This is a genomic window from Anaerohalosphaera lusitana (assembly GCF_002007645.1).
Taxonomy (GTDB): Bacteria; Planctomycetota; Phycisphaerae; order Sedimentisphaerales; family Anaerohalosphaeraceae; genus Anaerohalosphaera; species Anaerohalosphaera lusitana.
The window spans coordinates 2,497,564-2,515,996 of the sequence record NZ_CP019791.1; the positions used below are offsets into that span (position 1 = coordinate 2,497,564).

Below are 18,433 nucleotides of genomic sequence, written 5' to 3' on the forward strand. Positions count from 1 at the left end.
GGAGAACATCTCTCCTGCTGCCGCTTTCAATATAAGATTTGTAACACAGGTGACAAAATGAACACGCCGGATATTTCAGCCGCAAACGAGAAAACTAAGCATCGACAGATATACGAATACCTGCACAAGGCCATCGTTCAGGGCCGTTACAAAAACGGCGAACGACTTCCATCCGAAGTCGACCTCGCCAAGAAGTTCAAGACCTCACGCCCAACTGTCGCAAGGTCGCTCAGCGATCTTCACCAGTCCGGCCTGATCGTTCGCAAGGTGGGTTCGGGCACATACGTAAAGTTCAAGGGCGAACTCTGCGGCGCCAAGACTTTCGGCCTTATGGTCCCCGGTCTCGGTGAAACTGAGATATTCGAACCTATCACCGCCTACATGTCTTACATAGCCGAAAAGAACAACCTAAGTCTGCTCTGGGGCCGTTCAGTGTCGGAAGATGCCGAAGCAAGAAAGAAGCACGCCCGCAGACTAGCTGAAAGATTCATACAGCAGGAGGTCGACGGCGTTTTCTTCGCACCTTTGGAACTGACATCCGAAAAAGACGCTGTAAACACCCGCATTCTGCAGTGGTTCGAAGAGGCCCATATCCCCGTCGTACTTCTCGACCGAGACGTGGTCCCCTTCCCCCAGCGAAGCAGATATGATCTGGTCGGCATAGACAACTTCCATATTGGGTCCGTACTCACCGAGCACATGATCGAGTGCGGCTACGAAAGAGTAGAGTTTCTCAGCAGACCCTTCTCCGCACCTACCGTCGACATGCGAATAATCGCCTTCCAGCAGATGCTCCGTCACGCGGGCATGGAACCAAACGCAGATTCTGTACGATGGGCTCAGCCCGAGGACATTGAGTTTATCCGTTCGATCACCTCGGACGCCTGCAAAAAGGCCTTCATCTGCGCCAACGACGCCACAGCCGCCATCCTGATGCATACCCTCGATCAGCTCCAGATAAACATTCCCGATGAGATCGGTGTCGCAGGCGTTGACGACATCAGATACGCATCGCATCTCAGGGTACCGCTGACGACCTACAGACAGCCCTTCGAGGAGCTTGCAAACGTCGCGGTCGAAACCATGCTCGCACGAATAGCCTCACCAGCTATGCCGGTTCGTTCTACGTACCTTCGCGGCGAACTCGTCGTAAGGCAGTCCACGATGCCCACAAGCACAAGCCGTTAGTACGTTGGAGAAATGTCCCAATGATTCCCCTCATCAGAGCAGCATTAATATTTGTCTGCACCACTTCATTTGCATGCCTGGCCCAGACCACTGCACGCTGGTCAATGCAATGGAGCCATATCTCTAATCCGGTTGTTCGCGACAGCGCATTCGGCCTGGGCGAAGGCCCGCTCGGCGGTGCCGGTGGACCGATCGTTGAATTCGACCACCTCTGGTATTTCGGCAACGCCGGATTCACCGCCAGTCACGAACAGCCGCCCCAAAGCCTCTTCTCATCAGGCTTCTTCCCGCACGGCACCTCCTACAACGCAGGTGCACAGTTCGGCGACGGCATACTCTTCTTCCCCCAGGACCAGTACGGCAATGAATTCGACTACCACGACTCATTCACCGTCGAGGGCTTCTTCAAAACCCACGGCAACCAGTCCGCCGCAGGCATACAGCAGATCCTCCTGCAGGGCGAAAACGATTACAGCTACGGCATCACCATCAACGAAGGAGGCCCCGGCTGGCTCTGCTTCGGAGTGAACGTAACCGGCGACGGAATAGTCACCGTCAAAGCCAATGCCAAAAACTATGCAGACGGCTCCTGGCACTATTTCGCTGCCCGCTACGACGACCCCGCCGACACCATAGAACTCATGACCGCCTCAACCGACGGCCGCACCGAAAACAAATCGGTCCAGCTCTCCAGCGGAACCGAGCTCATCACAGGCGGTGCCGGCAACATGCTGATCGGCCGCGAAACTTTCCAGGGTGCCCGCCAGTTCGCCGGATTAATAGACGAAATAAGACTCACTAACGGGTATTGGGCAAACGCGCACCTTATGGGCAGGATCACTGCCAAATACAGCCCTCAGCCGGCCCCGCGTCAGACAGGCGTCACCCTCATGCCCCAGCTTCAATGGGACGATGGTGAGGATGTCTTCGCCTATAACGTATACTTCGGCCAGACCGACCCCCCGGCATACAGAAGCCATCAAAGCGGCACGACCTACTACATTCCCGCAGAGCTCGAGCCCGGCACGACGTATCTCTGGCGTGTCGACAGGCTCCTGCAGAACGGCACCACAATACGCGGCGAATTGTGGTCCTTCACCACGCACTACACTGAATGCGACGGCCCGATGCCGCACGACTACAACGGCGACTGCACCATTAACATGCAGGACCTTTCCCACTTCGCCGCTGCATGGCTCGACTGCGGACTAGTCCCCGAAACATCTTGTTGGTATTAGAAATTGGGTAAACTCATGACTGCAAATAGATCCATACTTTTCGTACTCCTCGCTCTCTTAGCTATTTCTCCCGGCGCTTTCGCCGCCACCGTCGGCTTCTGGTCTATGGACCCCATCGGCGGCAACCCCATGGTCAACGACGCCAGCGGCCAGGGCAATCACCTCTGGTACATGGGCATCACCGGCTATACCCCTTCCAGCGACACTCCGCCTGCAAACCTCCTCAGCTCCGGTTTCACCGGCGGCACCCACGCCTACGACGCGGGCCAGCAGTCAGGCTACGGCATACTGATGTTCCCGCCTTCACAATACGGCAACGACCTAGACTTCGCAGATTCCTTCACTGTCGAAGGCTTCTTCAGAACCCACGGCGAACAGTCGCTCGCAGGCCCCATGCAGATATTTCTACAGGCCGATTCGGATTTCAGCTACGGCCTCGTCCTTAACGAAAACGGCAACGGAGCACTGAACCTCAGCTTCAACGTTATGCCCGGCGGCATCCAGTCGCTAACGATCAGCAAACGAAACTATGCCGACGGCAACTGGCACTATTTCGTGGTTCGCTACAATGACGCCGCCGATCGTGCAACTCTTGGCATTCTCAATGAGGACGGCAGCTACGACACGGCAATCAAGCAATTCTACTCCAACAGTGAGATATACCGCGGCTCTGATGAGTCGATGTTCATTGGACGCGAAACCTCCGGCAGCTCCCGTACCTTCCGCGGCCTCATAGACGAAATACGATTCAGCACCGGCGTTCTGACCGACGGCTATCTGCTCGCATCTCTGCCAAAGCCGAACCAGGCAACCGGCCCCACACCCGTGGACTATAAGACTGACCTGTGGATCAGCACCGCCCTGAACTGGATACCCGCTGCGGGCGCCTCCAGCCATCGGGTCTATCTGGGTGACAGCTTCCCGCTGACCTTAGTGTCCGAACAGACCGAGCTCTCTTACAAGACAGGCCAGCTCGAAGCAGGAACAACGTACCACTGGCGCGTTGATGAAGTGTTCCCGGACAAAGTGGTAACCGGCACCACCTGGCGATTCACCACGACCCTCGCCCAGTGCAAGTTCCCGTCTATACATGACCTCAACGACGACTGCATAGTGGACGCGCTCGACCTGCAAACCTTTGCCCAATCCTGGCTCAGCGGCTCGGACGTCACTCCGTACCAGCAGGCAGCCGATTACCCCAACGCGCAGGTAGTTCTCGATTTCTCCGAGGTCGACGGCTACCAGACCCGCGACAAAACCTCAAACGCAATGCTTAACATAAACAGCCCGTTCTACGAACCCGAATGGGAAAAGGGCGTATTCGGCAATGCACTCCGCTTCGATGGAGGAACAAACTGGGTCACCAAACACATCCCCGAAGAGGACCAGCCCTCCGATCAGTTCACCATCGAGACCTGGATCGCACTTGAATCTTACCCTGTCGGCGACGGCGCCATAGTCAGCAAATATACACATCCAACCGCTGGCTACATTCTCGGCCTCACCAGTTACGGCCGCTGGAATTTTTCACTCTCCGTCGACGGTAACTGGTACAGTTGCTGGGCCACCATGGAACTCCCAACATACAAGTGGAATCACATCGCCGCAACCTTCCACAAGGATCAGGGCATCAAACTCTACCTGGACGGCAATCTTGTCGGTTCCGCAGCAACCCCCGCGGGCCGTCCGATCACTCCCGATGCTGGCAACGACCTCATGATCGGTCGCGACATACATACCGACTGGTCCGGCCCCTATGCCCACGGTGCGATCAACGGAATACTTGACGAATTGCGAATCTACAACCGCACCCTCACCCCCCAGCAGATCCGCGCCGAATATGCCAAAGGCTTACCCTTGGACAGCGAACCCGACCTCATCCCTTCATCTGATCGCTTCACAGGCCCTGCAAATGGACGCCCCGGCTACCACGCCGGCACCTCGGCAAACTGGACCAACGAACCAACGGGCCTCGTTTACGACCCCGCCCGCAGCGAATGGCACGTGTTCCATCAGAAGAACCCCTCAGGCAGCTTCTGGGATCACATCCATTGGGGCCACCTGAAAAGCTCAAATCTTGCGGACTGGGACCACATGCCCAACGCCATCGCACCCGAGCCCGGCATAGATTCTGGCGGCTGCTGGTCAGGCAACGCGGTAATAAACAATGGCATCCCGACACTCGTCTATACCGCTATCGAAGGCAAGGCCCACGTCGCGCTCGCAACCAGTGTTGACGGCTGGGAAACATGGCAGAAACATGGACACGTCCTCAGCGATGTCCCCCCGGGCTTCATGGACTACCGTGACCCGTACGTCTGGCACGAAAACGGCCAGTGGTATATGATAATAGGCTCCGGCATTCATGGAGATGTCGGCGGGGCGGCACTGCTCTACAGATCGCCGAATCTCTACGACTGGCAGTACCTTCATCCTCTGCTCACCGGCGACGTTGCAACCTCCGGCTTCTATTGGGAAATGCCCATCTTCCTGCCGATCGGCAACGGCAAGCACATTCTGATAGTCACCGATATGCACCACGACGGACCAGCCCACCTGCTCTATTGGATAGGCACCTGGCAGAACGAGCATTTCACCCCAGACCACCCCGAGCCGCGACAGATGGACGCCTTCAACTGGATGCTCGCACCGGCCGCATACGTCGCGTCGGACGGCTTACCCCGCATCATGGGTATCGTACCCGAACAGCGGGCACCCGCGCTCATCGAAAACGCGGGCTGGCGCCATACCTTCTCGCTGCCTCGCAAAATATACGCTGCCCCTGACGGCACTCTTCGTCAGCAGCCCGCACCTGAACTGGCTGCCCTGCGAGAGTTCCATCTCCACCTCGAAGATCAGACGCTTGCAACCGGCATTGGCGACAACACCCTCCGTCCCGCCTATGGCAAAATGGTCGAGATCGACACCGAGATCGATCCCCAAAACGCTGCCATCGTCGGCGTCAAGGTCCTCCAGAGCCCCGACAGCAGCGAGCAAACGCTCATCTACTATGATCGTCTCGCGGGCACAATAAACCTGGACAAACGGCAATCCTCACTCGACGTCACCGGCTCCGAAACGGTACACCTCAGCGCACCGTTCGACCCAGCCGGCCAACCCGTCAGGTTCCACATCTACGTCGACCACAGCGTTATAGATGTCTTCGTCAACGAACGTGCCGTCTTCAGCAGCAGGGTGTATCCCACTCGCTCCGACAGCACCGGAGTCGAACTCTATACCGTCAGCGGCACGGCCCACATAAACTATCTTGACATATACAAACTGCGTTCTGTAATGGATCATTGATCATGAAAAATTTGCTCATCACCACAATTATACTCCTGTCCTCAGTAACCGCATTCGCAGCTAAGGACGACATACTGATAGCGGACTTCGAGCAATCCAACTATGGCTCCTGGTTCATCAGCGGTAAGGCCTTCGGCGCCTCCCCAGCGCACGGAGCTCTCCCTGGACAAATGACCGTAAAGGGCTATCTGGGCGATTGCCTTGTAAATTCATTCACCGAAGGCGACGCCTCCACCGGCAGGCTCATCTCCCCGCCGTTCACGATCAAACGCGATTATATCAACTTCCTAATCGGCGGCGGCTACCACCCCGACCAAACCTGCATTCAGCTTACTATCGACGACAAGCCCGTAAAAACCGCCACCGGAATGAACATGGAGCTGCTCACCTGGCACACCTGGGACGTATCTAAACATATTGACAAAACCGCTCGCATCGAGATCATTGACAAACATACCGGCGGCTGGGGCCATATAAACATCGACCATATATACCAGAGCGATAAACCGAAACTGACCGGAGAAAACATGTACGTCGCAAAAGCGATGGCAAACGTCAAACGCTTCATCCCCCAGGTCAAGAATGATCCGCACCGCCCCGTCTACCACTTTGCTTCCCCCGCCATGTGGATGAACGACATCAACGGCCCCATACACCATGACGGCTGGTATCACATATTCTATCAGCACAATCCATACGGCGACCAGTGGGGCCACATGCACTGGGGCCACGCCCGCAGCCGTGACCTCGTAAACTGGCAGCATCTGCCGATCGGACTTGCACCCTCACTCTCAAAAGGCGAAGAGCATTGCTTTTCAGGTTGCACCTGGCTCGATGAGAAGGGCACTCCGATCATTTTCTACACCTCCATCGGCCACGAACTTCCCGAACAATGGGCCGCCATCGGTGACGAAAACCTGCTCAATTGGCGAAAGCCAAAACAAAACCCATTCCTCGAAATGTCCGATCACGGCGACACTTTCATAAAGGATTGGCGCGACCCGTTCATATTCGAACACGGCGACCGCACATTCATGGTCCTCGGCGGCAAACTCGAACCCGCAGACGGCGGCGAGGCAGCAGCGACCATCTATGAAGCCGAAAACGGTTCACTTCTGGACTGGACCTACAAGGGAATTATCTTCCGGCACCCCGACAAAAACCTCCGCAGCCTCGAATGCCCCAACTTTTTCCCGCTCCAGGACAAACACGTTATGCTCGATTCACCATACGGACCGGTCGAGTACTTTGTTGGTGACTTCAACGCGCAAACATATAAATTCGATGCAACCTCAAAGGGCCTTATAGACCACAGCGGCGACTACTACGCAACCAACATTATGTACGGCCCTAAAGAACGCTGCATCCTTCTCGGCTGGATTCGCGGCTTCAAGCCCGACCAGGGCTGGAACGGCGTCATGGCCATTCCGCGAATAATGACTATCGACAAGGCCGGAAACATAATCCAGCAACCCGCCGCCGAGATGAAACAGCTCAGGACCGAAAAACAGAATCGGAACTTAGTTCAGGCCTCAGACTCCAGCAAAACTGTAATGAAAAAGGCCGGCAAAACATTCGAGATTACAACCACCCTCGACCCCGGCTCAGCCGAAAAATGTATTCTCCAGCTTTGCTCAAACGCCGACGGCTCGGATGCAATGGACATCGTCTACACCCCCGGCAAGCTCACCGTCGCAGGGACCGCTGTACCATTAGATCTGCAAAAGGGTGAAAAGATTGACTTGCACATCTTCGTCGACCGAACGGTTCTGGAGGTCTTTATAAACAACGGTAAGCACGTGGTCACAGAAGTTATCTACACCGATCCCAATTCAAATGCTGTTATCTTCAGGTCAGAAAACGGCCGAGCTGCTCTTCGTGACTTCACCCTCTACCAGCTAAAACCTGCCGATTTCAGCCTCTCACATTACAATTGATGCATGGTACCACAGCCGAATTACGCCCATCCTTGCTGCGCGCATATCTGACTCATTAATCCCAAAGCGGGTTTCTCGTTTGACTCTTGCGCTGTAAACTCTTACAATTCGCACCACTTGCAACGAATTAAGTATAATAAGCTGCCGGCAAAGGTGCCGGTTTTCAATACACGCAGAAACAAATATGGCCAAGAGAAAACCAAAACAGGTAAAGAATAAAACGCAGGACAAGGAACGCTTACAGAAGGTAATGGCCTCGGCCGGGGTTGATTCCAGGCGCAAATGCGAGGATCTCATCCTCGAAGGCGCTGTCGAAGTCAACGGCGTAATGGTCAACGAATTACCAGCCTTCGTAGATCCCGACAAAGACGAAATAAAGGTAAGCGGAAAGCGCCTAAAACGCCCTGAACGTGTATATTTTCTGCTAAACAAGCCCCGCGGCTATATCTGCACCAACAAGGACCCGCACGGCCGAAAAAAGGCGATCGACCTGATCGACACGAAAGAAAGACTCATTTCAGTAGGCCGCCTGGATGCAGAAACCACCGGTGCACTGATACTGACAAATGATACGGGCCTGGCAAACCTGCTCACACATCCAAAATACGAGCTGTCCAAAACCTACGAAGTAAAACTCCGCGGCAGCGTCGAAGGTGAGGATCTCGAAAAGCTCAAAAAAGGACTCTGGCTCGCGGAAGGGCGTACAAACCGAGCTGCTGTGAAGGTACTCAGCCGAACGCCAAAGGACACAATAGTTGAGATCACGATCCGTCAGGGTCTCAACCGCCAGATCCGCCGAATGTTCGCACGCGTAGGCTACAAGGTCAAACGCCTCAAACGCACAAAGATCGGCAATATAGAGATGAAGGGCCTGCCAGTAGGCGCATACCGCACACTCACCAAATCCCAGGTAGCATACCTCAAAAGAGTAACAGCAGGCCGAAAGGGCGGCCGTAAAAAGAAAAAATAGCCGCTATTCGCTTTCTTTTCCAGACGCGGACTCTCCACCCGCCGAACCGGTCGCCTTAGAATCTCGCCTAACGCCTTTGCATGCATAATAGTATATGGGTTGACGTTTTTTCTCGCTGACGGTGAAATAACCCTTACCATCCGCTGCAAAACAGATCGCTTCACCCTGTTTTTCGGCCTCTAGCGGTACAAGTTGGCCTGACTTTGCTAGCGCATCAGCTATATTTTCGTCTTCAGGTCTGTGCCAGAGCATTGCCTGGTTGTAATTTCTGATGATTATCTGGTTGCCGGAGGGGGAAATGTCCGCGGCAGTGACCCATTTCATCGGAATCGATCCTACTTTATGCAGGATTTGAGTGCTTTTGTCTGATCTATCCAGGGTGTGCTTATTTTCATCCGGTTTTTGCACGGTTTGTGTGTTTTCATCTGATTTATCCGGGTTTTGCTTACTTTCGTCCGGTGTTTGCAGGGTTTGTGTTGTTTTGCCCGGTTTTTTGGGCCATTTTCCCTGATATATTCGTGCTACGGGGGTTCTTTTGGTTACGAAATAAAGGCTGGCGTCTGTGGGATCCACCCACATTGCTTCGGAATCGTGGGGCGCATCTTCATATTTGAACCGGGCGGATTCTGGTTTGACCTGGATTTTTAGTGGTGTGGAAACAGCATTTGGGTCTATTGCCGGCTCTAAAAAGCGGTGTACGGTCACGAAAGGCCGATTTTCTCCGTTATCCCCAATATCACCCACATAAATGTATGTTTTGCCATTTTGGGGGCCGGGGCCTATGGATATATCTTCCCAGTCAGCAGCTTTGACTCCCGCCAGAGTAACGATCGCCAGACATTCGCCGGCCGGGCTGATGGCGAAAACCCTTGCGGTGTCGCCGGAATCGTTGTGGGACCATAAAACCGCATTATTGACCCTTCCAGCGGCCAAACCGGACAGTTCGTTCATGTAGTCACACCGGACAGTTCCGGTCTTAAAACCCGGCTCAAACCGCCCTGCAAAAGCATGCAAAGAGCAGGTAAAACTCAATAAAAGTAGGGTAAAACGCAGCAAAACACCACCAAAACTTAACGAAATTTGTTTGTGAAATTCAGTGTCCATTTATACTATACTAATACGTTTAGCCGATTAGAAACAGTGTCAGTTTTAGTCCAGAATAACGATTTTGACAGGGATCATATCCCGGATAATATTTTCTCATCAAAATCTCGCATTAACACTTGAAAAAAGCGTCCCAACCCCTATATTTAGAAGACTTTACGGAAGTTTTGTAATTTCAGCTAACAAGGCGACATTATTCCGCCTGAGTTCAGAAAACGGAGTAGACGGAAATGGCACGAGTTTGTCAGTATACAGGTAAAAGAACAAAGGTTGGCAACAGCGTTTCAAGACGCGGTAAAGCAAAGCGTCACGGCGGTGTTGGTATTAAGACAACCGGTATCAGCAGACGTAAGTTCAAGCCCAACGTTCAGAAGGTCAAGGCTGTAGTCGACGGCAAGGTCTGCCGGGTAAAAGCATCAGCCAAGGCTATCCGCATGGGTCTGGTTACCAAGCCTCCTAAGAGGAACTACAAGTCTGCCAAGTAGCAACAGCTTGTTCCCAAACACAGAACTACTAAAAAGCGAGGCTTCCATGTCTCGCTTTTTTATTTGACAATTTTTATCCGGTACGATCATGTCGAAAAAAATTGACCAGCAGCAGGTAAAACAAGTTGCAAAGCTCGCCAGGCTGGATCTGGACGACAGCGAAGTTGCAAAGTTCAGCACTGAACTAAGTTCGATCCTCGAATATATCGAAAAGCTCGGTGAGCTCGATACGGATGGTGTCGAGCCGCTCGCTCACTGCCTGCCGGTGAACAATGTCTTTCGTGAGGATAAGCCGCGGCCGTCGCTGAGTAACGAGCAGGCACTGAAAAACGCTCCCGAGCGAGTTGACAAGTTCTTCATGGTCCCCAAGATACTCGACGACAATTCCAATTCTTAAACGCCCAATCACCGGAAGAGCAATATGGCAAACGAGATACTAAACCTGACCTGTAAACAGCTTCGCGATCAGATCGCAGACGGGACGGTAAAGAGCACAAAGGCTGTCGAAGCGGTTTTCGCGCAGATCGAAAAAGCCGAGCCCAAGATCAAGGCCTTCCTTCGCACACACAAGGAAGAGGCTATGCAGAAGGCGGCTGACATTGACGAGAAAATCGCAAACGGCGATAAAGTGGGCTCGCTTGCCGGCGTGCCGATCGCAGTCAAGGACAACATCTGCACAAGCTTCAGTAAAACCACGTGTGCCTCGAAGATACTTGAAGATTTCGAAGCGCCTTACGATGCCCACGTGATCGAACAGCTCAACGCGGCTGACGCGATAATAATCGGCAAGTGTAACCTGGACGAATTCGCTATGGGTTCCAGTACCGAGAATTCCGGTCTGCAGCAGACGGTGAATCCGTGGGATGCAGATCGCGTGCCGGGCGGTTCCAGCGGCGGTTCAGCAGCAGCGGTGGCAGGACGAATGGCGTTTGGATCCCTCGGTTCCGATACCGGCGGTTCGATCCGTCAGCCAGCAAGTTTCTGCGGGGTCGTCGGGCTAAAGCCCACTTACGGGCGGGTGTCGCGATATGGTCTTGTCGCGTACGGATCGAGCCTGGACCAGATCGGCCCGTTTACACGCAATGTAGAAGACGCAGCGCTGATGATGAACGTTATCGCGGGGCATGACGGGCGTGACAGTACTTCCGTCACGGAAAAAGACGCTCCTGTGCCGGACTATACAGCGGATATTGACAAACCGATCGAGGGTCTGAAGATAGGCATTGTGCCGCGATTCAACGAGGGCGCGAGCGACGAGGTCGGCAAGGCTGTCAAAGCTTCTCTCGATACCTATAAATCTCTCGGCGCGGAAATAGTCGAGATCGACATGCCTTACTTCGATTATGCGGTAGCGACATATTACGTCATAGCGACCGCGGAGGCATCATCGAATCTGGCACGTTTTGACGGCGTCCATTACGGGCACCGTACCGCGGATCCGCATGATTATGTCGAGGTCTATTCGAAATCACGTGACGAAGCGTTCGGCGACGAGGTAAAACGCAGAATCATGCTGGGCACATACGCACTGTCGTCCGGCTATTATGATGCGTATTATCTCAAGGCTTCCAAGGTTCGCAACCTGATCCGTCAGGATTACACCAAGGCGTTCGAAAAAGTCGACTGCATCATGATGCCGGTGTCTCCGACGACCGCTTTCAAATTCGGCGAAAAGACGGACGACCCGATGCAGATGTATCTGGCGGACATCTACACTATCGCGGCCAATCTTGCGGGCGTGCCTGGTATTAGCGTGCCTTGCGGTTTCGATTCGCAGAATCTGCCGGTCGGGCTGCAGATATTCACGCCGGCCTTTTCAGAGGAGCGTCTGCTGCGTATTGCAAGGATGTATGAAAAAGAGAATGACCATAACATCGTCATGCCGCCGTTGGCGAAGTGAAGCGGTCGGCGTGAATGGATCAGCATAACCCCAGACAGAACAAATAGCAGAGGCAGATAATGAGTGATCTGGAATACAAGGTAATCGTAGGGCTCGAAATACACGTTCAGCTTGCGACCAGAACGAAAATGTTCTGCAGTTGTGAACTCGGTTTCGGGCAGGAGCCCAATACGTCCGTATGTCCGGTGTGTCTCGGCATGCCCGGTTCGCTGCCTGTTATGAACAAGCAGGCGTTTGAGTATTCAGTTATGGCGGGGCTGGCGCTTAACTGCAACATTCCGAGCTTTACCAAGTGGGACCGCAAAAGTTACTACTATCCGGATCTGCCCAAGAATTACCAGATCAGTCAGTATGACCTGCCTATGTCCGAGCACGGCTACATTGAGATACCACTTGAAGACGGCAGCACGAAGAAAATCCGAATTCTGCGGGCACATCTCGAAGAGGACGCGGGGAAGAATACGCACACGCTGGGCAACTTCACGGCAGTTGATCTGAACCGTGCGGGTACGCCTCTGCTGGAGATCGTGACCGAGCCGGACCTGAGCAGCGGGGCCGAGGTGAAAGCTCTGGCAGTCGAGCTGCAGCGGATCGTTCGGTATCTCGGGGTTTCCGAGGCGGATATGCAGAAGGGGCATATGCGTTTCGAACCAAATGTCAATCTGCACATAACGCGGGGCGGTCAGCTCTATAAGACACCTATCAGCGAGGTCAAGAACCTCAACAGCTTCCGCGCATTGGAAGGTAGTGTGACATACGAAGCGGCCCGTCAGCTCGACGAATTCCTCGAAACCGGTATAACGATGGAATCGGGCAATAAGAGGACGTACGGCTGGGATGATGAAAACAACCGCACCGTTCTGCAGCGTGAAAAAGAAGAGGCCCACGATTACCGCTACTTCCCGGATCCGGACCTTGTGCCGGTAGTAATGACGCCGGAGTGGCTCGACGATATACGTTCGCGGCTTTGCGAGATGCCGCTTGCGATGGAAAAACGTTTCGTGACCGAATACGGTCTGAGCGAATACGACGCGGGCGTGATCACTTCAGAAAAGGCTACGGCTGATCTGTTTGACAACGCAGTCAAGGCAGGCGCGGACCCGAAGCGTGTGTGCAATATACTCACGCAGACGGGTGCGAAGCTTGCAAAGGATAAAGAATGCTCGGTTGCTGAGCTCGGCGTGAATTCGGAGAATCTGACGGCGTTGGCAAAGATGATCGATGACGGCGATGTAGGCGCGTCCGCTGCGGCACAGGTATTCGAGCTCATGGTCGAAACCGGTGACACGCCGGGTCAGGTCGCCGAGAAGCACAACCTCATTCAGAAAAGTGATGCGTCCGAGATCGAGTCGCTGGTCGATGCGGTGCTGGCAGACAACGCGCAGGCGGTCGAGCAGGTTCAGGCAGGCGGTAAGAAGAGCAAAAAGGCACGCGGCTTCATCATGGGCCAGGTGATGCAGCGTTCAAAAGGGCAGGCAAACCCGAAAGTGGTGAACCAGATACTCGCGAAAAAGCTTGGGTAGGTCAATCACGTAAAAGTACTTTAGTTTTGTTTTGCTGGTTGTATTACCGCATCGCCGACCAGTTCCCAAACCATCCGGGCCATCTGTTCATGGCCTTGCTGGGTCAAATGAGCGAGGTCGAGCGTATTGCCTTGGGTTGACAGCACATTCACAAGGTAACGCTTCGGCACCAGAGTTACATTCAACTCGCTTGCTAGTCTACGCTGGATACGTCCATATTCCAGGTCAGTTGGCATTATCGGCAGTTCGAGCATAATCAGAAGATTTGAGGGTTTTTGCAAATGTCTGATCAGTGCCTCAAGATCGCGTTCAAAAGCATCTTTCGGCGTATCTAGAAAAGTGTCGTTGCCTCCGATCTCAAGCAGTACAAGAGAGTTTTGCAAGTCGCTGCCGGCTGTTTGTCTTTTAAGTGCTGAACCTACTGTTGCCCCTGCAACCGCGCGATTCTCGGTATGGATGCCGTGCCGTTCGGCTATAAGGCTCGGCCAGGTCTTTATATTCTTGTGTCCCATACCCGCGCTCAATGAATCACCGACAACTACGAGCCGGTCGTAGCCAGTGCCTTGTATGTCGGGCATGAGATAGAAAGGGAGATCGCAGGCAGTTAAAGCTGAGGCGGTGAGCAGCAACAAGATGCAAGAAAACTTCTGCCGACGTCTGGTTCCAACGATGACCAGGGTGAGCCAAGGTAGAGCAAAGATAATGGCTGCTGCGTACGTCCATGTCGGCAGGGGAGTCGCCGAGATGATAACCGACGTGCCACCAATTGAAAACAGCAACAACCCTACGAGTCGTCCGGCCAGGGAGCTATTGATCATGACAGTTGCGGCAGCTATCGCCATTAAGGCGGTGCCGATGTACAGCCCCGCTCCCCCAGCGAGTAACCAGAATATATCTGGAAGCGAATCGGCTGTCATTCTGTCTTCTTTTGCATAATCTTGTTCTCGGTGCCTGCGAACAGCCTTTTTATGTTGGTTCTGTGACGGAGTATGACGAGGGCGGACATGACGACGGCTGCGACGATCAGTGGCCAGAGCTGTGTGATGTCCCATTGAGAATGGGCGAGCATTGCGACCAGAAGAATGAGCGGGAAACAGCAGGCCGCGATGATGGACGCGAGGGAGACGTAATTCCACGCGAGTACCGCCGCCGTCCAGATCACGAATACCAAGAGACCCGTCATTGTATAATAGGGATAGAGGCCGAGGATCATGCCCAGACTTGTCGATACACCCTTGCCGCCCTTGAACCGAAGGTAGATTGGGAAGATATGACCGATCACGGCTGCGGCACCGACTGCGAGCCAGACCCAGAGCTGTACGAGAGAGGGCGGCCGTTCGATGACGAATGAGAACGCAAGTGTGGGTGCGAGTCCCTTGAGCACGTCCAGTGCGAAACAGATATACGCCCAGTTTTTGCCAAGCGCCCGGGAGACGTTCGTTGCTCCGATGTTGCCCGAGCCGATCTTGCGAAGGTCCTTGCCGTGGGCCTTTGCGATGAGCACGCCGAACGGTATCGATCCAATCAGATATGACGCGACAATGAATGTTATATACGACGGATTCATCAGCTTCGCTTCCTCTTCAGGATATCTTTGTAGAGCTCAATAATTTCCCGGCTGTGTCGATCGATGCTTACTTTTTCGGCAAGGCCGTCTTCCTTTATCGCATGTTTGGCGTTTCGGAGATTGTCTTCGTTGCAGAAATAAGTCATCGCCTGGGCCAGTTGTTCGGTGTTGCGCGGATCGTCCACTCTTTTGCCGTGCACGGTGTCTGTGAAAGCTTCGCCGGCGCCATTATATTTGGTTGTGATGGCTGGTTTGCCCCTTGCGAGGGCCTCCAGTATGAAGCGTGAACAGGGATCGTAGAACGTTGGAAGTACGGCGAGGTCGGTGATTTCGAGGGCGTTCTGTATGCTGCGGAGCGAGCCCAGGAATACGATCCTGTTTGCGACGTTCAGATCCTTGGCGATCGCGCGGTACTTTTGCGAACTGTCTGAACCGGCGACCACGACGTAGGGCTCGGCTTCGGTATCGATCTTGCGTACCGTCGCCAGTGCCTGTATTAGCTGGGCCAGACCTTTGAGCCGGAAATTGTTGGCCGCGAAGAGAAACAGGGTCGCCTTGTCTCCGGGTGCGATTCCGAGCTTTGCCCGGACCTGGCTCTGCAGTGCCTTGGCGGCGTCTGGTTCGAGTTTGGTGACGAGTTTTACGCCGTTGTGTATTACGCGAACACGGTCTGCGCTCAAGTGGTAATGTTTGACGAACTGTGATTTGACATACTCGGAAAGGGCGGCAACGATGGTGCTGCACTGGGGGCGACAGAGACGTTTTTCGGCTAGTACGAGCTGAGTTCTGCGCAGGTTGGTGAAATGCGTCAGCTTCTTGTACCTGGTTTTGAAAGCGCTTTCGTAGCTCGCGGCGTTCTGGATGATCGACTCGGGATAGCTGCCGCCTCGGGGCTGGTATATGTCGGCGAAGTCGTAGGGCAGGGTGCTGTGGATTATGTCGTAGGTGTTTTCCGCGAAATGCCGGCGGAGCAGCTTGCCGAAGCGTTTGAACGTGATGCGTTTGCCCTTACGCGTACACAGAATCTGCACCTCGCCGCTCTGGGCCTTGCCTTTTGCAGCGAGCAGGGTTACGTCGACACCGTTGGCGCGCAGGCACCGGGTCAGCTCAAAGATGGATCTTTCAGCACCGCCCAGGGCGATATCGGCTCGCTCGAGTATTATTGCAACCTTGATCATAGTCGGCGATTATAACTGAGAGAATGGTGATAACTAAGGAAATTCCAGTGAAAAAAGTACAGACGCATGCTTTTGGATTATGGGACCAGTTGGGGGCGTTAATTCTGGTAGGGCACTTCGCGGCCGTGTTTGACGTCGTGTCTTGCGATGCGTGCTGCTTTGGTCGAGACGCGGCGGATGAAACGTTTGTCTTTTGGGGTGAGGCGTTCGATGCCGGCGTAATGTTTGTAGAAACGCATACGGTCGGTTGCCGTGAAATGGCGGCCGGGTGTTGAGTAGTGCAGTTGGGCGATGTCCTTGACGCGAAAGCGTTCGCCGAGGAGCCAGGGTTTGAATGTGCGGTGCAGGTCGATCAGGTAAAGCCTTTCGCGTTCGCCGAGGAATATGTGTGCGAGGTAGAGGTCGCGGTGACGGTAGCCAGTGGCATGGAAGCGTCTGACGAAATCCGCGAGACGGGCGATAAATTCGCGTTTCTTTCGGGTGTTCGTTTTGTTGTGAGTTGCCGTGCAGAAGGGGGGCAGTTCGCGTTCCAGCGATTCGCCTTGCGGTATCTGTTCGGTGATGACGAAGCTTCGCTTTTCGCTAAACAGGCCCCATTCGAAACCGTAGGCTGCGATCTTGGGGGTGGCGACGCCGACTTTTGCGAGCTGACCGCAGGGGCGGATGTCGTATTCTGCTGTGGAGGCACGGACATGGTGTGAGGTCCAGTTTTTGACCTGCTGTTTTATTGGTGTTCCGGTGTATCGTTTCATGAAAAAGGTACGCCCGGCGAGGTCGAAGCGTATGCGTTGGCGATGTTTGGCGAGGTTGGCTTTTACCAGGTTTTTGCCCTGCTCGAATGCGAAAATCGAGTCGAGGTCGGTCAGGCCCGCTTCGGTGAAGATGTCGAGGAATTCGCCCGCGATGAAAACGCCCGGCGATGTTTGTGTGAATAGTCCGGACTGGGGGCTCATTTGAGGTACTCCTTGACGGCGGAGTGGACCTGGTCGACCGTGATCGATTCCATGCATTCGTGCGACGGGCGTTTGCAAACGGGCTCGTCGCAGGGGACGCATTCAGCTTGGCCGATGATCTGGGTTTCGCGTTCGTATCCGGTCTGTGTCCACTCGGGATTGTTCGGGCCGAAGAGGGAGACGACGTTTCGTTTGAGCGCGATCGCGATGTGTCTGGGGCCGGTGTCGTTGGTGACTACGACGTTTGATCGGGCGATGAGTGCTTTGAGCTCGCCGAGTGAGAGTGAGATATCCGCAAGGCTGATTATGTTCGTCTCGGCTTTGTCGCAGATTTGAGCGGCGATCTTTTGTTCGGCTTCGTTTGGTGCTACGCTTACGATGACGGTGGCGTTGTGCTGCTCTGTGAGGATGTCCGCGAGTTTTGCGAATCTTTGGGTAGGCCAGCACTTGCTGGGGCCGAACGCTCCGCCGGGGACAAGGATTGCCAAAGGGCCTTGAGACTTTACGATGGCGGGCAGTTTGGTGAGCATTGCGGGAACGGCGGAGTTGTCGACTTGCAGTTCGAGTGAGCGCTCAGTTATGTCGCAGGTGAGCTTGTCGCAGAGGTTCAGGTAGTAGTCGACCATGGAGCCGGGCTTGAATTTGCCGTTGGTGTCGCGGGCGGGGGTTATTTTTTTTGTCAGCAGTAGGCCTCGCATGTCTCGGGTGTAGCCGATACGTTCGGGTATGCCTGCCAGGTAAACTGTCATGGCAGAGCCGAACGAGTTTTTGAAGAGTACTGCTTTGTCGAAGCGGCGGTTTCGCAGTTTTCGGACAAGCTGCAGAGTTCCGCCTGCAAGGTCGATCCAGTCATCGTTGAAGCTGGAGGGTGAAAGGACCGCACGGACTGTTGGTGCTGCAAGGAAAGTTATGTTGGCGTTTGTGAAATGCCTGCGCAAGGCACGCAGGGCGGGGGTGCATAAAACCGCGTCGCCCATGGGTGAGGGGAGCCATATGAGAATGTTTTGTTTTTTGTCGCTCATAAAGTTGGCGGCCTGGCCGAATTTTTTTATCTTCGTCCGGCCGGTATATTCTTATCTTCTCC

16 protein-coding genes are annotated in these 18,433 nt (G+C 54.2%); 10 read left to right on the plus strand and 6 right to left on the minus strand.

From position 1 onward, the window contains the following. The first annotated feature begins 57 nt into the window (after nt 1-57). From STSP2_RS10145 to STSP2_RS10165, 5 genes are all read left to right on the plus strand, one after another. Nucleotides 58-1,188, plus strand: a complete 1,131-nt coding sequence (locus tag STSP2_RS10145; protein WP_146662336.1) for a substrate-binding domain-containing protein — start codon at nt 58-60, stop codon at nt 1,186-1,188. 20 nt (nt 1,189-1,208) lie between these two features. Continuing rightward, complete coding sequence (locus STSP2_RS10150; protein ID WP_146662338.1) at nt 1,209-2,426, plus strand: LamG-like jellyroll fold domain-containing protein; 1,218 nt, start codon at nt 1,209-1,211, stop codon at nt 2,424-2,426. Nucleotides 2,427-2,441: 15 nt separating this feature from the next. Next, nucleotides 2,442-5,732, plus strand: a complete 3,291-nt coding sequence (locus STSP2_RS10155) for a LamG-like jellyroll fold domain-containing protein (RefSeq protein WP_146662340.1) — start codon at nt 2,442-2,444, stop codon at nt 5,730-5,732. 2 nt (nt 5,733-5,734) lie between these two features. Beyond that, the gene (locus STSP2_RS10160; protein ID WP_146662342.1) at nt 5,735-7,669 is read left to right on the plus strand and encodes a glycoside hydrolase family 32 protein; all 1,935 of its coding nucleotides are present in this window, start codon (nt 5,735-5,737) and stop codon (nt 7,667-7,669) included. Between the two features lie 184 nt (nt 7,670-7,853). Beyond that, entirely contained in the window at nt 7,854-8,639 is a 786-nt protein-coding gene (locus tag STSP2_RS10165; protein ID WP_146662345.1) for a pseudouridine synthase, read from the plus strand. A gap of 3 nt (nt 8,640-8,642) precedes the next feature. Here STSP2_RS10165 and STSP2_RS10170 read toward each other — a convergent pair whose 3' ends face one another. Beyond that, nucleotides 8,643-9,383 carry a hypothetical protein gene (locus STSP2_RS10170; protein ID WP_205847864.1) on the minus strand — a complete coding sequence of 247 codons (741 nt, stop codon included), beginning with the start codon at nt 9,381-9,383 and terminating at the stop codon, nt 8,643-8,645. A gap of 37 nt (nt 9,384-9,420) precedes the next feature. Between STSP2_RS10170 and STSP2_RS17505 the strand changes: the two genes are divergently transcribed. The 5 genes from STSP2_RS17505 to gatB all read left to right on the plus strand — a co-directional run bounded on the left by STSP2_RS17505 (nt 9,421) and on the right by gatB (nt 13,651). Next, nucleotides 9,421-9,594 carry a hypothetical protein gene (locus STSP2_RS17505; RefSeq protein ID WP_205847865.1) on the plus strand — a complete coding sequence of 58 codons (174 nt, stop codon included), beginning with the start codon at nt 9,421-9,423 and terminating at the stop codon, nt 9,592-9,594. Between the two features lie 379 nt (nt 9,595-9,973). Next, complete coding sequence (rpmB, locus tag STSP2_RS10175) at nt 9,974-10,228, plus strand: 50S ribosomal protein L28 (protein WP_146662349.1); 255 nt, start codon at nt 9,974-9,976, stop codon at nt 10,226-10,228. 88 nt (nt 10,229-10,316) lie between these two features. Then, entirely contained in the window at nt 10,317-10,625 is a 309-nt protein-coding gene (gatC, locus tag STSP2_RS10180; RefSeq protein WP_146662351.1) for an Asp-tRNA(Asn)/Glu-tRNA(Gln) amidotransferase subunit GatC, read from the plus strand. A gap of 24 nt (nt 10,626-10,649) precedes the next feature. Further along, entirely contained in the window at nt 10,650-12,128 is a 1,479-nt protein-coding gene (gene gatA / locus STSP2_RS10185) for an Asp-tRNA(Asn)/Glu-tRNA(Gln) amidotransferase subunit GatA (RefSeq protein ID WP_146662354.1), read from the plus strand. Nucleotides 12,129-12,187: 59 nt separating this feature from the next. Further along, nucleotides 12,188-13,651, plus strand: a complete 1,464-nt coding sequence (gene gatB, locus STSP2_RS10190; protein ID WP_146662356.1) for an Asp-tRNA(Asn)/Glu-tRNA(Gln) amidotransferase subunit GatB — start codon at nt 12,188-12,190, stop codon at nt 13,649-13,651. Between the two features lie 20 nt (nt 13,652-13,671). Here gatB and STSP2_RS10195 read toward each other — a convergent pair whose 3' ends face one another. The 5 genes from STSP2_RS10195 to waaF form a co-directional block, all read right to left on the minus strand. Continuing rightward, a complete protein-coding gene (locus STSP2_RS10195; protein ID WP_146662358.1) occupies nt 13,672-14,568 on the minus strand; it encodes an SGNH/GDSL hydrolase family protein in 897 nt (298 codons plus the stop codon). Further along, complete coding sequence (plsY, locus tag STSP2_RS10200) at nt 14,565-15,218, minus strand: glycerol-3-phosphate 1-O-acyltransferase PlsY (RefSeq protein ID WP_146662360.1); 654 nt, start codon at nt 15,216-15,218, stop codon at nt 14,565-14,567. The genes STSP2_RS10195 and plsY overlap by 4 nt, the downstream gene beginning before the upstream one ends. Further along, a complete protein-coding gene (locus STSP2_RS10205; RefSeq protein WP_146662362.1) occupies nt 15,218-16,396 on the minus strand; it encodes a glycosyltransferase family 4 protein in 1,179 nt (392 codons plus the stop codon). Before STSP2_RS10205 ends, plsY begins: the two co-directional genes overlap by 1 nt. A 98-nt stretch (nt 16,397-16,494) precedes the next feature. Then, on the minus strand, nt 16,495-17,349 hold the full coding sequence (locus STSP2_RS10210; RefSeq protein ID WP_169853131.1) for a lipopolysaccharide kinase InaA family protein: 855 nt from the start codon (nt 17,347-17,349) through the stop codon (nt 16,495-16,497). Next, nucleotides 17,346-18,371, minus strand: a complete 1,026-nt coding sequence (waaF, locus tag STSP2_RS10215; protein WP_146662366.1) for a lipopolysaccharide heptosyltransferase II — start codon at nt 18,369-18,371, stop codon at nt 17,346-17,348. The genes STSP2_RS10210 and waaF overlap by 4 nt, the downstream gene beginning before the upstream one ends. Nucleotides 18,372-18,433 lie beyond the last annotated feature (62 nt).